Raw genomic sequence first — 14,335 nt, forward strand, 5'->3', positions numbered from 1 at the left:
TTTTTTTCGGTTTTGCTGTCTTGACAATATTCGGCAGGGTGTGCTATAATCATAAGCAGAGTGCATTGGAACGGGTACATATTCTGTATTCGGCGGTCGAATCCTGCTCCCGGAAGGGAGTGATTGCGATGACTTGGATGGAGTTTCTCACTTTGTGCAATGTCGTTTGCGACATCATTTTGATCTTGCAAAACAGCAATAAACGGAAATAACCGCCCCTAGCTACCAAACTTGGGCGGTTATTTCATAACCAATCATTGGGAGCAGACCGTTTCCGATGTGCTCTTTCTATTTTTATTATACGCATTTTTCTCCGGTTTGTCAAGGGGCAGACCGGCGTTTTTTTCGGTTTTGCTGTCTTGAGGCAATATTCGGCAGGGTGTGCCATAATAAAGCCCTAGGGCATACCGAAAACGGTGGACGGTTTCGTTTCCTGCTCCCACGTATTTACATACGATGGGAGGTGATGCTATGGAACATTATGTGACTTGGTCAGAACTCTTTGCGTTTCTGACATTCCTGGTTACATTTACAACTTTGTTGTATCATATTTTCCATGACAATCATAAAAAGAAATAACCGCCCCTCTTGCAATTGCGGCGGTTATTTCTTTTAATCGTTTTCCGTTAATGTGGGAGCAACCGTCTGCCGGTATGCTCTTTCTATTTTTATTATACGTATTTTTCTCCGGTTTGTCAAGAGGCAGACCGGCGTTTTTTTATTCTTCTGCCGCCGGCTTTTCCTTTACCGGCTCCGGCTTCGGGGCAACTACCTTGGGCTTCCGCAGGTTTTCAATACACCCTCTGGGGCATTCCTTTGCACACAAGCCGCAGGACTTACACTTATCATAATCGATGACCGGATAGGCGTTCTCGACGATGATCGCCTCAAACTTGCAGACCTTCTCGCACTTCTTACAGCCGATACAGGAGTTCTGACAGGACTGCATTGCCACCTTGCCCATATTGCGGGAGGAGCAGCGAACGTCCACCTTTTTCTTTTCCGACCGCAGTTCGATCAGCCCGTTGGGACAGACTTTCGCACACTTGTTGCAGGCAACACACTTTTCCGTACAGAATGTGGCAATGCCGTCTTTGATCGAGATGACATCGTTTTCACAGACGGAAACGCAGTCCCCCAGTCCCAGACAGCCATAGGCACAGACACCGGTGCCGCCGTAAAACCGTTTCGCAGCGGTACAGGACTGCACGCCGTCAAACGTGAACTTCCGGTTGGTGGCTTCGCAGGTACCGTTACAGTGCAGCACCGGCACCATGCGTTCCGACGCAGTCACAGACACGCCCATGATGTCGCCGATCGCTGCCGCAGCATTGGCACCGCCGGGCAGACAGGCATTCATAGGAGCACCTTTATTCACAATGGCATCGGCATAGTCTGCACAGCCGGCATAGCCGCAGGCCCCGCAGTTTGCACCCGGCAGTGCCTCGGTGATCTGCACCGCACGCTCATCGGTCTTCACCGCGAACACCTTTGAGATCACGACCAGCAGGACACCGAACACAATGCCCATGACCACAAATATCAGAATGGGATAGACAAATTCCATGACACACCCTCCTTACTGTCCCAGTCCGCCGAAGCCCAGAAAACTCATGGACACAATGGCGGCTGCGATAAGCGTTGCCGGAACGCCGCGAAACATCTTCGGGGTTTCGCTCTCGGCATCGTCCACGCGGGAACGGACACCGGAGAAGATCACCATTGCCAGTGCAAAGCCTACGCCGGAGAACACGGCATTCACCAGCGACTGTCCGAAGCTGTAGCTTTCGTCGATGTTCATAATGGTAACACCCAGCACGGCACAGTTGGTAGTGATCAAAGGCAGATACACGCCCAGTGTTTTATACAGCGGCGGCATCAGCTTTTTGATGACCATTTCCAGCAGCTGTACAAATACGGCAATGACCAGAATGAATGCCACTGTCCGCAGATAAGTCAGTTCCAGCGGCTTCAGGATAAAGTAGTAAATGGGATAGGTGCACAGGGACGCACACAACATGACGAAAACCACTGCGGCACCCATGCCCACGCTGGAATCCAGCTTTTTCGAAACGCCCAGAAACGGACAGCAGCCGTAAAATTTCGACAGAACGAAGTTGTTCGTCAGCACAGCCGCAATGATGATTGCAATATAGGTACTCATGCGTCAGCCTCCTCACACTTTGCGTGACATGCCGCCGCATTGGGGCAGCTTGCACAGCCGATCTTTTTCGGGGGATTCTTCCTGGACAGGGCACAGACCACAGCGATCACGAAGCCCAGCACCAGAAAGCCGCCTGCCGGCATGACAAACAGGCTCATGGTATGTCCTACCATGCCGGGGATCGTCAGTCCGAACCATGTGCCGCTGCCGAGAATCTCCCGCACGCTGCCCATGAGGAACAGAGCCAGTGTGAAGCCCAGTCCCATGCCGGCACCGTCCAGAGCCGAAGCCAGCACGTTATTCTTGGAGGCGAACATTTCCGCCCGTCCCAGAATGATACAGTTTACAGTAATCAGTTCCAGAAATGCCCCCAGACTGGTATACAACGCCGGCACAAAACCGTGCACCAGAAACTGAATGACCGTTACGAACGAAGCAATGATTACGATATAGCAGGGGAGTTTCACCTGCTCCGGAATCACTTTCCGCAGCAGAGAGATCACGATATTGGAACAGATCAGCACGAACATGGTAGACAAGCCCATGCCGATGCCGTTAAATGCCGCGGTGGTAACTGCCAGCGTCGGGCACATGCCCAGCAGTCCTACCAGCGTCGGGTTTTCTTTCAGGATACCCTTGGTAAATTCTTTTCCGTAGTTCATGCACCGGTCACCTCCTGATTGGCATGTACAGTTGCAAGGGCACAGTTCACAGCGGCTTTCATGCCCTTGGAAGAATAGGTCGCTCCGGTGATATTGTCCACGCCGTCTACTGCGTCACTGTCCGACAGTCCCACCAGATGATCTACCAGCAGTTCCGGATTGGACTGCACCTTTGTGCCCAGTCCGGGGGTTTCCGAAACGGTGACGAAGGAAACGCCGGTAACGGCTCCGCCTTTGTCCACGCCGATGACGACCTGCAGGCCGCCTTTGTTATAGCCGTCTGCGGTCACCAGCACGGCATACTGTCCGTTTTCGTCCAGATACAGACCGGTGGCAGATGCCTTTTCGTTATTCTCCGGCTGGAAGTCTGTGACTTCCTCAAATGTGCCGGCATCGGGCAGCTGTTTCAGACTGGTCTGAATGGCATCTGCCTCTGCGGCAGCGATCTTGTCCCTGGTCACCATATTGGCAAGTGCCAGAAATGCACAGCAGACTGCACAGATTATTGCCAGCACCAGCGGCGGCAGCACCATGGATTTTACAGAAGATGTCTTTGCCTCTGCCATGTTACTTCGCCTCCTTTTTCACTGCGGGCTTTGCCCCAAAGGGGTGAGTCATGGTCAGCTTGTCGATGTACGGAGTCAGCAGGTTCATCAGCAGGATCGAGAACGAGCAGCCCTCCGGCATGTTGGCAAACTCCCGAATGACAAAGGTCAGCAACGCACAGCCCAGACCGAAAATCAGTTTTCCCGCACCGGTCATGGGGGTGGTCACATAGTCGGTCGCCATAAAGAATGCTCCCAGAATCACACCGCCGCTGAGCAGGGCGTAGAGCACGTCGGTCATTTCACCGCCGGTGGCGAGGGTATAGAACAGTTCCAGCACTGCCAGACCGCCCAGATATGCCACAGGGGTGTGCCACGAGATCAGCCCCAGCACCAGCAGGAACACGCCGCCGATGAGCAGAGCCAGTGCCGAGGTTTCACCCAGCGAACCGCCCACGTTGCCGAGGAACAAGTCCAGCAGACCGGCATCACCGGAAGCCAGCGGAGTGGCACCGGTCACGCCGTCGGGGAGGTTTCCGGTGGCAGCAAACATTTCAAAGAAGCTTCTGCCGCGATAGAAAAAGGGCTTCACCCAAGTGGTCATATCGCCGCCGAAAGACAGCAGCAGGAACACTCGTCCGGTAATGGCGGGGTTGGCAAAGTTGCAGCCCAGTCCGCCGAACAGCTGCTTGACGACTGCAATGGCAAAGACGCAGCCGATTGCCGCTTCCCACAGGGGCAGTGTTGCCGGCAGATTCAGAGCCAGCAGCACGCCGGTGAGCATGGCACTGCCGTCGGTATAGGTGGTTTCTTTCTGCATCAGCTTCTGACAGACCATTTCGGTGAACATGCTGATGACAGCACAGAACACAACCAGAAACAATGCTCGCGGTCCAAAGACCACCGTCGCCGCCACGATCGCCGGCACCAGAGCCAGCACCACCAGCAGCATGATCTTTTGCGTGGTCATGCCGCTTCTCACGTGAGGTGACGGAGAAACAGTCAATAATGATGTCATGGTTTTTCCTCCTATTTTCATGGATTGGTCGGAGAGTCTGGGGGATTTTAAATATGTGCAGTTGTAATATGAGGTATCGTTCTTTTCAGAAGGATCTCACAAAGCAATACATATTAAATATAACACATCGAGTAAAAGATTTCAGTAAAACCCCTCCACCGCCTAACGGCGGTCCCCCTCCCCTTTCAGGGGAGGCTTATTTAAGTGAATAGCAGGGCGATGTGGCTTGCTATCCTTGGGCAAGTCTGCCGTCGCCATTTCCGCTGGGCGACGGGCTGGGCATCGTCCCCTACAACAAGGGCTGTCAACTCTCCGGATGCCATGCTTATTTTTTGATGCTGGACATATAGAATGCCTTTGCCAGCTGGTTGGTTTCTGCCACCGGACGCTTTGCCGGACAGGCGTAAGTACAGCAGCCGCAGTTCATGCACAGGGTGACTTTCAGTTTGCCCAGTGCTTCGCTGTCCTCCTGCCGGAACGCCTTGGCGATCTCCGTGGGCATCAGCCGCAGGGGACAGGCGTGAACGCATCTGCCGCAGTGAATGCAGGCAGTGGGTTTCGGGGAAACGAATTTCTCCAGAGCCAGCACGGCGTTATTGGCTTTCAGAATCGGGTCGGCAGTGTCCGGCACAGCGATGCCCATCATGGGGCCGCCGTAGAGCACTTTCTTTGCCCGTTCCATATCGCACTGTGCAAAATCCAGCACGTCCTGCACCGGTGTGCCCATAGGCACCATGACATTGCAGGGCTTGCCCACAGCATCGCCGTCCACCGTCACCATACGCTGCACCATCGGCATGCCGGTTTTCAGGTAGCGGCTGAGGAATGCCACGGAGGACACGTTCATCACGATCACGCCCTGATCTGCCGGCAGCTGTCCCTCCATGACGGTGCGTCCCAGTGTGTGATAGATCAGCACCTTTTCTGCACCCTGCGGGTACGTGGTAGGAAGGGAGAAGATCTGAATCTCCGGTTCGGACTTGGTCTTTTCCGTCAGGACGCGGATCGCCTCCGGCTTATTGGTTTCAATGCCAATGACTGCCTTGGGGATTTGCAGCCAGTGCAGCACCTGCCGCACGCCGTCCAGCACTTCGTCTGGTGCTTCGATCATCTGGCGGTAGTCCGAGGTGATATAGGGCTCACACTCTGCCGCGTTGATGACCAGCGTGTCCACGGTCTGTTTGGGGTTCAGCTTCACGTGAGTGGGGAAGCTTGCACCGCCCATGCCCACCAGTCCGCTTTCCCGCACTGCCTTGAGGAAACTCTCTTTATCGGTGACAGCGGGCGGACAGACATCCGGAGAAACAGTCTGTTCGCCGTCGGTTTCGATCTCCACCATGGGACATGTCCTGCCGTTGGACATACGGTAGGTGGAAACTGCCTTGACTTTGCCGGAAACACCGGAGTGGATCGGCACTGCCATGAATGCGTCGGTATCGCCGATCTTCTGCCCAACCAGCACGGTATCCCGCGGCTTTACAAGAGGTGTACAGGGTGCACCGATATGCATGCTCATGGGAATCCGCACCAGTTTCGGCAGCGGCAGCGGTACAGAAGCACTGTTTTCTGTGTTCTTATGGTGTGCCAGATGCACGCCATGCAGTTTCTTCATAGAATACAGCTCCTTTCACTTTTTCGGATTGCTTTACATTTATATATCTACAGAAACGGAGTGGTTTCTGCGATAGGCGTTGGGAATGATTTATAGAGTGGGAATTTTTTTCTTCATGTGTGAAATTCCACAGAAGAATCCCTCCACCAGCTTCGCTGGTCCCCCTCCCTTTTCAAGGGAGGCTTATTTCTATAGTTTTAGCTGTTCATCGTATTACAATGTACAGAAGTTTTACGCATTGGGGATGAAGTGCAGCCCGTCGCTGACGTACAGCTTGCCGGACTGGTCTTGTGCTACGATCTGATAATCCTCTGCGTGAAGGTGTTCCTCCAGATGCTCTGTGCCCTCCAGCCAGATCAGCGTGGAGAGAAAGTCGGATTGCAGCCCGCTGTCACAGAACACCGTCACTGTGGTCAGGTCGGATTCCGCCGGCATGCCTGTCTTAGGGTCGAGAATGTGGCAGTATTGCTTTCCGTCATCAGCAATAAAGTACCGTTCGTATCCGCCGGAGGTGGACAGGAAACAACTGTCAGTTGACACGGTGCCCAGCGTACCGTCGCCGGACGGGTCACGGATCTCGATCTGAAACGGTTTCCCGCCAGGCTTCTCCCCGTAGCACAAAATGGAAGATGTCATGGAAACTGTGCCATAGCCAGCGGTGCCGGACTGGTCGAGAGCCTCTTTCACGCAGTCCAGACTGTAGCCCTTTCCCACGGCTCCGCAGTCCAGCTGTGCTCCGTCGGTGAGGGACACGGTGCCGTCTGCCGCCGTCACGTGGTCGGGAGAAATGGTTTTCAGTACCGGTTCCAGTTCCGCCGCCGTAGGCACATGGGGCGTATCTGTGGTAATGCCCCACAGTGCCGTCAGCTGTCCCACAGTCAGGTCTACGCTGTCCCCGAATCGTTTTTGCAGGGCAGCCGTTTCGGACACCAGCTGGTATATGGTATCGTTCCCAGAAATTGTGCCGCTCTGGTTCAGACGGGAGATCGCACTGTTTTCCTGATAATTATCCAGCGTCTTGTCCAGCGTTTTCAGCAGCGAAGCCGTTTCGGAAACGCCGCCGCCGTGGAGAGAAATGGTACAGGCGGTATCCATTGCCCAGACGGTTTCGGTCTGAGCCGGCTTTGCAGAAGTGCATGCCGTCAGCACCAGCGGCAGCAACACCGCAAAAAGTTTTTTCCCGTGCATCATAAAAACATCTTTCTTTTCCGAGGGAAATGTGATATAATAAAGGCAACACCGCACAAAGCCCGCCTGACGGCTTTGCACGTAATCTGCCAAAAAATCTGACGACGCATCTTACGCACAAGCTTTGTGCGGTGTTGCCTAAAAGCCGGCATTTCCGGACGGAACTTGTCCGATTTCTTCAAAAATGCCTACCCTTTATTATAATACAAGCCGTTTATTTTGTAAACGGTAAATAATTGTTTATTTTACAGCGAAATTATTACCTTTTTCGCAAAATTTCCGAAGATGTATCGACTATCCAACGAATTCCACAATGGAGGTTTATTTTTTATGAAAGGTTACCGCATCAGCGTGATCCGCCACGGCAGAACTGCCGCAAATGACAAAGGCATTTACATCGGCAGAACCGATTTTCCGCTTTCCGACAAAGGGGCAGCAGAGCTTGCCGGTAAAATGGACGAGTTCCGGTATCCCAACGTGGCGAGGGTGTACAGCAGCCCGCTGCGTCGCTGCACCGAAACCGCGGAAATTCTCTTTCCGGACGTACAGATCCAGACGGTGGACAATCTCATTGAAATGGATTTCGGCACATTTGAGGGAAAATCCGCTGACGAACTGGTGCACAAGCCGGAGTTCAAGGAGTGGCTGAAAGGCGGTATGGACTGCCGTCCGCCGCAGGGCGAGAGCGTCAAGGAAGTGCAGCTGCGAATCTTCCGTTCGCTGCGGGAGATCATTCGGGACATGATGCAGGAGGATCTGCTCCACTGTGCCGTCATCACCCACGGCGGCATGATCGCCAACATGCTGGCAGGGTTCGGGCTGCCGAAAATTTCCCCGCAGGAGTTACAGTGCCAGCCGGGAGAGGGCTTCGACATCTACGTCACCGCCGACCTGTGGCAGCGTTCACAGGCGTTTGAGATTCTGGGCATGGTGCCGTATTCCCGATGAGGATAGCTTTATAATAGTAGGAAACCGCACCCTTTTGCCGGAGTTTTCCGGAAAAGGGTGCGGTATTGCCCATAATATGTGCTAGAAACAAAAATAACCGCCCCACTCTCCAAAATTGTGGCGGTTATTTTTGTTAACCAAAACAGCGGGAGCAAACCGTCTACTGATAAGCTCTCTCTTTATCTTCATTATACTATAACGCCCCGTGTTTGTCAAGGGCGATTCTGCAATTTTCACGGAAATCAATTTTCACAATAGCCTCCCCTAAAGAGAGAGGGAAATCGCCATTAGGCGGTGGAGATGTGCTTTCGTAAAATCTTTTTACGACGTTTTCGACATAAGTGGAAACCCCTCAGTCAGTGCTACGCACTGCCAGCTCCCCTTTCAGGGGAGCCTCATCTGTCAAACTTCATAATTTTGCACAATTTAAACCAACATATTTTTGAAAATTGATTTCCGTGTACAATTTTATTCCGAAGCATACCGCATGAATTCTTCGAATGAAAGAAAGTTTTCGTGCAAATATGAAAACGATTTCGCACGGAGCACATATTATTTCGAAAAAGCACGTTTTTTTTCAAAAAGGCTTGTATTTTTCTGCATATTATGATATAATGTGTTTATTCCTATCGAAACGGGAATTTCGGCGGGATTTCCGGGATTTCCGAGATTTCCGAAGACAATACTTCCGGTACGGCACCGGTTTTTCAAGAAAGGGTTATACACATGACGTATGAAGAAGCATTGACTTATCTGACTGCCCACGGTCAGCAGCACCTGCTCCGGTATTATCCCACTCTGACACCGGCACAGCAGGAACACCTGCTGGAACAGATCTCCGACCTGCATCTGGAACGCCCCCAGTTCCAGAACCGCGAAGCGGCGGCACAGCAGCGGGGACACTTTGCACCGCTGGGGGCTGTGACACTGGAACAGATCGCAGAAAAGGCGGACGAATACCGCAGGATCGGCTTACAGGCAATTCGTGATGCCAAAGTGGGAGCCGTTCTGCTGGCTGGTGGACAGGGCTCCCGTCTGGGATTCGATCACCCCAAGGGCATGTACAACATGGGCAAGACACGGGATCTGTACATCTTTGAATGCCTGATCCACAACCTGAAAAAGGTCACTGACGAGGCGGAGGCGTATGTGCCGCTGATGATCATGACCAGCGAACAGAATGATGCGGAAACCCGTGCATTTCTGAAAGAACACGACTACTTCGGCTACAGTGCGGACAACGTACACTTTTTCAAGCAGGAAACGGAACCGGCAGTGGACGAAAACGGCAAAATTTTCCTGAACGCTCCCGACCAGATCGTACTTTCCCCCAACGGAAACGGCGGCTGGTTCTCCTCGATGCAGAGAGCCGGTCTGCTGCAAACGATCGAGGAGATCGGGCTGGAATGGCTGAACGTCTTTGCTGTGGACAATGTGCTCCAGCAGATCGCCGATCCGGTATTCATCGGGGCAACCATCGCTTCCGGCTGTGCCTCCGGCGGAAAGGTCGTCAGCAAGGCAGATCCGGACGAACGGGTGGGTGTGCTCTGTCTGGAGGACAACAAGCCCTCGATCGTGGAATACTACGAAATGACCGAAGAAATGCGGACACTGCGGAACGAGGACGGCTCGCTGGCGTATCGGTTCGGCGTGATTTTGAACTACCTGTTCCGCGTAGATGCTCTGATGCATACGCTGGGCTCGGATTTCCCGCTGCACATCGCACACAAAAAGATCTCTCATCTCAACGAAGCAGGAGAGCTGGTGAAGCCGGAGGAACCCAATGGCTACAAGTTCGAAACGCTGGTGCTGGATATGGTGCACATGCAGGACAGCTGTCTGGCGTTTGAGGTAGACCGCAGCAAGGAATTCGCTCCGGTGAAAAATGCTGTGGGCGTGGACTCTGTGGAAACCGCCCGGGCACTGCTGGAGCAGAACGGTGTCGTACTGTAACCGATACCGGAAATGATCCGATTCTGAAAGAGGGCAAGACGGCTTGTCCTCTTTTTTGTTTTCCCTGGGGAAACACTGAATAAAGCTTGTGCGTAAGATGCGTAGTCAGATTTTTCGGCAGATTGCATAGAAATTCCGCAGGCATACTGCCGGTCGCAATTTATCTTAGTGCGACTCTCCTTTGTTCTCGGGCAGAATCCTGCCTCGAACGCAGTCGTATTGCAAGGGATTTCTGGGCAATATGACGGAAAATCTGCAAGCAGATTGCGTGCAAAGCCGTCAGGCGGGCTTTACGCAGTGTTTCCCTAGGGCAACATTGCCCAAAAAATGAGGAATTACAGAAAAATAAATTGACAAACTACGAAAATTGTGGTATAATACATAGAGTATGTTCTGCGTTCTTTCGCATGCATCTGACAGCATCAAGCATGCTTTGAAAATTAAAAAGCAGTACTATGCACAGCTTATGCAGTGCTGCTAAAAAAGAAAGGATTTTTCTTTTATGAAAAAAGTAGTGATTTTAGGCGGCGGTCCTGCCGGTCTGACAGCAGCGTATGAACTGCTGAAAGACACCAAGGACGAATACGAAGTGACCATTCTGGAAGAAAGCGGCGTATTGGGCGGCATCTCCCAGACGGTTCGCTATCACGGCAACCGCATGGACATCGGCGGACACCGCTTTTTCTCCAAGGACGACACCGTCATGAAATGGTGGTCAGACCTGATGCCCATTCAGGGACAGCCGTCCTTTGATGATAAAAAACTGGGACGGGAAAAGCCGCTGGAAGCCGGCGGCCCTGATCCGGAAAAGGAAGACGTAGTCATGCTGGTGCGTGACCGCGTTTCCCGCATCTATTTCAACAAGCACTTCTTCGATTATCCGGTGACTATGAACAAGAACACCATTCAGAGCATGGGCTTTGCCACCACCATGAAGGCTGGCTTCAGCTACCTCGGTTCCTGCATCTCCAAGAAGCCGGAAACCAATCTGGAAAATTTCTACATCAACCGGTTCGGCAAGGTGCTGTACAGCATGTTCTTCGAGGGCTACACGGAAAAGTTGTGGGGCAGACACCCCAGCGAGATCTCCGCAGACTGGGGTGCTCAGCGTGTCAAGGGGCTGTCTATCCGTGCCGTGCTGAAAGACATGATCTCCAAGCGTTCCGGCAAGAAGAACAACAAAAATGCGGAAACCTCTCTGATCGAACAGTTCTGGTATCCGAAGTATGGTCCGGGACAGCTTTGGGAACTGGTCGGCAAGAAAGCCGAGGAAAAGGGCTGCAAGATCCTGTTCCATCACAGCGTCAAGACCATTCACACCGAAAACGGCAAGGTGACTTCTGTAGTCTGTGAAACACCGGAGGGCAGCAAGACCATTTCCGGCGACATCTTCATTTCCTCTATGCCGATCCAGGATCTGATCGCCGGCATGGACGGCTGCCAGAATACCGAGGTGCAGCGGATCGCTGCCGGTCTGCCGTACCGCGACTTTGTCACCGTGGGACTGCTGGTCAACAAGCTCAATCTGGTCAATCAGACTGGGACTAAGACACTGGGCAATATTGTACCGGATTGCTGGATCTATGTACAGGACAAGGGTGTCAAGCTGGGTCGTATCCAGATCTTCAATAACTGGTCGCCTTATATGGTAGAAAAGCCGGAAGACACCGTCTGGATCGGTCTGGAGTATTTCTGTGCCGAAGGGGACAAGTTCTGGAACATGTCCGACAAGGAGTGCGTGGACTTCGCCGTCAAGGAACTGACCAAAATGGGCGTTATCTCCGAGGGAGCCGTACTGGACGCACACCGCGAAAAAGTCAAGAAGGCTTATCCGGCATATTTCGACACCTATGCACAGTTCGATCAGGTAGTGGATTATCTGAACACCTTTGAGAATCTGTTCTGCGTGGGCAGAAACGGACAGCACCGCTACAATAATATGGATCACTCCATGCTGACCGCCATTCACGCAGCAGAGGCGATCAAGCACGATTCCACGGACAAGGGTCCGGTCTGGAACGTCAACCAGGAAAAGGAATATCATGAGCAGAAGTAAGCTCTTTTCCAAAAACAGCAAACGCACCGGCAATCGTTCTCACGGCTGCCGGTGCAGCTGTATCTGCCTGCCGGCGGCGGAGTCCAACCGGTATTTCCACCTGCTGGAACGGCACCCCTATCTGTGCAGTCTGTTCGTGTGTCTGCTGCTGAACGCACTGTACTTCGGGGGAGAGGCGTATCTGGCACAAAACGCCGTGCTTCTGGAAACACTGGCTCTGCTGGCGGCGGGAGCAGCGGTCTTGTGGCGGCTGGTGCGGTATCAGCCCCAGAAGAAACCGACGGCGGTCTGCGTCAGTGTGGTGTATACGCTGCTGGTGCTGGCTGGGGCGTGGTGTTATCACGAAGCCAGACACTCCGGACTGTGGGTGCTGGTCGGCGGCTGTGCTGTGCTAAGCGGACTGTTCTGGCTCACCCGAAAGCAGTACCACAACCAGCGGCGGCGGGTTTCACTGCTCCTGCTGGGGACAAGCTTTCTGCTGAAATTTTTCTACGTGTGCTACACGCCCATTACCCGACGGCAGCACGATGTGGGAAAATTCGGGGATGCGGACAACCATGCCGGCTACATCACCTATCTGTTGCAGCATCACCAGCTGCCGGATTTTGATCCGCGGGGACACTGGCAATTCTACCACCCGCCCCTGCATCACATGATCTCCGCCCTGTGGCTGTGGCTGTCGGAACACGTGTTCGGCATCAGCAATGCCGCGGCTCAGGAATCCCTGCAAACGCTGTCCCTGTTCTACGCCATGGCGATCGTCATCACTGCCTACCGCATTCTGCGGCACTTCCGGCTGGAGGGCATAGCGTTGTATGTACCGCTGGCGGTGGTGGCATTTCACCCCAGCTTCATTCTCTTTTCCGGCAGCATCAACAACGATGCGTTGTCGGTGGTGTTCATTCTGGGGGCAGTGCTGTGGACGCTGAAATGGTACGAGAAACAGACGTGGGAGGGCATCGTGAAAATTGCCCTCTGCATCGGGCTGGGCATGATGACAAAGCTTTCGGCGGCAATGGTGGCAATACCGGTGGCGGCGGTCTTTCTGGTGGTGCTGGCACGGCAGCTGCGGCAGAGAAACTGGCGGATCCTCGGGCAGCTCGGCGGATTTGCAGTGATCTGTTTCCCGCTGGGGCTGTGGTATCCGGTGCGGAATCTGGTGCGGTTCGGCGTACCGCTGACCTATGTGCAGGAAATGCCGGAAAACTCTGTGCAGTATCTGGGGGAACAGTCGTTTCTCTCGCGGATCCTGGACTTTTCGCCGCATCAGGTGGCAAGCGTTTTCGAACAGTGGGTACAGCGAACCGGCGGCAGCTACAACGAGTATAACCCGCTGATCGCCCTGCTGAAAAACGCCATGTTCGGGGAGTATATCAACGAGTATACGCTGGATTGCAGCCTATGGCGAATCCTCACCGGCGTGGTGCTGTTCTGGCTCAATGTGGTGCTGGCGGCGGCAGCGTTTGCGGCAATGCTCTGGCTCTGCGGCAAACGGGAACAGACTGGCGGACGGTTGCCGAAGCTGTTTCTGGTGCTGTTCTACGCGGTGCTGATGGGCGGATTTTATCAGCTTTCCGCGGCGGAACCTTTTACCTGTTCCATGAACTACCGCTACATTACGCCGACTTGTGTCATCGGGGCAGTGTTTCTGGGGCTGGCATTCCAGCGGCTCCGGAACGGGAAAAAGCCCGTGTGCCGCTGGCTCTGCGGCATCGGCTGGACGTTGTGCGGCTGCTTCGCGGCATGTGCGGCGGCGTTTTACATCGGGCTGGGGTTGGTCAGCTAGGGAAATGGGAAAACCGGCAGGGGACAGGCTCTGCCGGTTTTTTGTTTCACGTGAAACAGTGGGTGGGGTTGTGCTTTGCCTTGTAAAAGGTTCTCCCTCTGCTAGCTTTTGTTGTCCTCTAGGGCAGCCACACCGAAACCGTCCGGCGGAATTCGCTCGTTTCTCTCGCTGTCCGCCTTGGGCTTGCCAACGCCGCTAGTTGCCCTTGCCTGTATCGGTAATGTTGATATTCAGGTGTTTTCTAGTGTAAGTGGGTGACTTTTATTTTTACGGCGTTTGCAAGATAAGCCTCCCCTGAAAGGGGAGGGGGACCAGCGAAGCTGGTGGAGGGGTTTTCCCCTGTATAATTTGCCACAGCAGCCAACCGGTTTCACAAAGAGTTACGCTTCTTTTTTTCTTTACT

At 53.5% G+C, this 14,335-nt stretch carries 11 protein-coding genes; 4 read left to right on the top strand and 7 right to left on the bottom strand.

Annotation, left to right across the window (positions count from 1 at the left end):
* Positions 1-718: 718 nt before the first annotated feature.
* From DXB92_RS12010 to DXB92_RS12040, 7 genes are all read right to left on the bottom strand, one after another.
* Positions 719-1,567, bottom strand: a complete 849-nt coding sequence (locus tag DXB92_RS12010) for an RnfABCDGE type electron transport complex subunit B (protein WP_117734052.1) — start codon at positions 1,565-1,567, stop codon at positions 719-721.
* Positions 1,568-1,579: 12 nt separating this feature from the next.
* Positions 1,580-2,164 (bottom strand): RnfABCDGE type electron transport complex subunit A, encoded by a 585-nt coding sequence (locus tag DXB92_RS12015; RefSeq protein ID WP_117734053.1) that lies wholly within the window; start codon positions 2,162-2,164, stop codon positions 1,580-1,582.
* Positions 2,161-2,826 carry an electron transport complex subunit E gene (locus tag DXB92_RS12020; protein ID WP_117734054.1) on the bottom strand — a complete coding sequence of 222 codons (666 nt, stop codon included), beginning with the start codon at positions 2,824-2,826 and terminating at the stop codon, positions 2,161-2,163. The genes DXB92_RS12015 and DXB92_RS12020 overlap by 4 nt, the downstream gene beginning before the upstream one ends.
* Positions 2,823-3,392: an FMN-binding protein gene (locus DXB92_RS12025; RefSeq protein WP_117734055.1), complete on the bottom strand. Its 570-nt coding sequence runs from the start codon at positions 3,390-3,392 to the stop codon at positions 2,823-2,825. The genes DXB92_RS12020 and DXB92_RS12025 overlap by 4 nt, the downstream gene beginning before the upstream one ends.
* A gap of 1 nt (position 3,393) precedes the next feature.
* Positions 3,394-4,389 carry an RnfABCDGE type electron transport complex subunit D gene (locus DXB92_RS12030; RefSeq protein ID WP_242986669.1) on the bottom strand — a complete coding sequence of 332 codons (996 nt, stop codon included), beginning with the start codon at positions 4,387-4,389 and terminating at the stop codon, positions 3,394-3,396.
* Between the two features lie 325 nt (positions 4,390-4,714).
* The gene (rsxC, locus tag DXB92_RS12035) at positions 4,715-6,001 is read right to left on the bottom strand and encodes an electron transport complex subunit RsxC (RefSeq protein WP_117734057.1); all 1,287 of its coding nucleotides are present in this window, start codon (positions 5,999-6,001) and stop codon (positions 4,715-4,717) included.
* A 231-nt stretch (positions 6,002-6,232) separates the two neighbouring features.
* Positions 6,233-7,192, bottom strand: coding sequence for an FAD:protein FMN transferase (locus DXB92_RS12040; protein WP_117734058.1), 960 nt, complete (start codon positions 7,190-7,192; stop codon positions 6,233-6,235).
* 327 nt (positions 7,193-7,519) lie between these two features.
* On the opposite strand from DXB92_RS12040, the gene DXB92_RS12045 reads away from it, so the two are divergent.
* The 4 genes from DXB92_RS12045 (at position 7,520) to DXB92_RS12060 (ending at position 13,932) form a co-directional block, all read left to right on the top strand.
* The gene (locus tag DXB92_RS12045; RefSeq protein ID WP_040647484.1) at positions 7,520-8,137 is read left to right on the top strand and encodes a histidine phosphatase family protein; all 618 of its coding nucleotides are present in this window, start codon (positions 7,520-7,522) and stop codon (positions 8,135-8,137) included.
* Positions 8,138-8,863: 726 nt separating this feature from the next.
* The gene (locus DXB92_RS12050; protein ID WP_117734059.1) at positions 8,864-10,090 is read left to right on the top strand and encodes a UDPGP type 1 family protein; all 1,227 of its coding nucleotides are present in this window, start codon (positions 8,864-8,866) and stop codon (positions 10,088-10,090) included.
* Between the two features lie 502 nt (positions 10,091-10,592).
* Positions 10,593-12,146 carry an NAD(P)/FAD-dependent oxidoreductase gene (locus tag DXB92_RS12055; RefSeq protein ID WP_021682077.1) on the top strand — a complete coding sequence of 518 codons (1,554 nt, stop codon included), beginning with the start codon at positions 10,593-10,595 and terminating at the stop codon, positions 12,144-12,146.
* Positions 12,133-13,932 carry a glycosyltransferase family 39 protein gene (locus DXB92_RS12060; RefSeq protein WP_117734060.1) on the top strand — a complete coding sequence of 600 codons (1,800 nt, stop codon included), beginning with the start codon at positions 12,133-12,135 and terminating at the stop codon, positions 13,930-13,932. The genes DXB92_RS12055 and DXB92_RS12060 overlap by 14 nt, the downstream gene beginning before the upstream one ends.
* Positions 13,933-14,335: the final 403 nt, after the last annotated feature.

Origin of the sequence: Ruminococcus sp. OM06-36AC (assembly GCF_003438725.1) — a bacterium.
Taxonomy (GTDB): domain Bacteria; phylum Bacillota; class Clostridia; order Oscillospirales; family Ruminococcaceae; genus Ruminococcus_C; species Ruminococcus_C callidus.

Coding starts and splice junctions, on each gene's coding strand:
- DXB92_RS12010 (WP_117734052.1), bottom strand. CDS start 1,567: ATGGAATTTGTCTATCCCATTCTGATATTTGTGGTCATGGGCATTGTG.
- DXB92_RS12015 (WP_117734053.1), bottom strand. CDS start 2,164: ATGAGTACCTATATTGCAATCATCATTGCGGCTGTGCTGACGAACAAC.
- DXB92_RS12020 (WP_117734054.1), bottom strand. CDS start 2,826: ATGAACTACGGAAAAGAATTTACCAAGGGTATCCTGAAAGAAAACCCG.
- DXB92_RS12025 (WP_117734055.1), bottom strand. CDS start 3,392: ATGGCAGAGGCAAAGACATCTTCTGTAAAATCCATGGTGCTGCCGCCG.
- DXB92_RS12030 (WP_242986669.1), bottom strand. CDS start 4,389: ATGACATCATTATTGACTGTTTCTCCGTCACCTCACGTGAGAAGCGGC.
- rsxC (WP_117734057.1), bottom strand. CDS start 6,001: ATGAAGAAACTGCATGGCGTGCATCTGGCACACCATAAGAACACAGAA.
- DXB92_RS12040 (WP_117734058.1), bottom strand. CDS start 7,192: ATGATGCACGGGAAAAAACTTTTTGCGGTGTTGCTGCCGCTGGTGCTG.
- DXB92_RS12045 (WP_040647484.1), top strand. CDS start 7,520: ATGAAAGGTTACCGCATCAGCGTGATCCGCCACGGCAGAACTGCCGCA.
- DXB92_RS12050 (WP_117734059.1), top strand. CDS start 8,864: ATGACGTATGAAGAAGCATTGACTTATCTGACTGCCCACGGTCAGCAG.
- DXB92_RS12055 (WP_021682077.1), top strand. CDS start 10,593: ATGAAAAAAGTAGTGATTTTAGGCGGCGGTCCTGCCGGTCTGACAGCA.
- DXB92_RS12060 (WP_117734060.1), top strand. CDS start 12,133: ATGAGCAGAAGTAAGCTCTTTTCCAAAAACAGCAAACGCACCGGCAAT.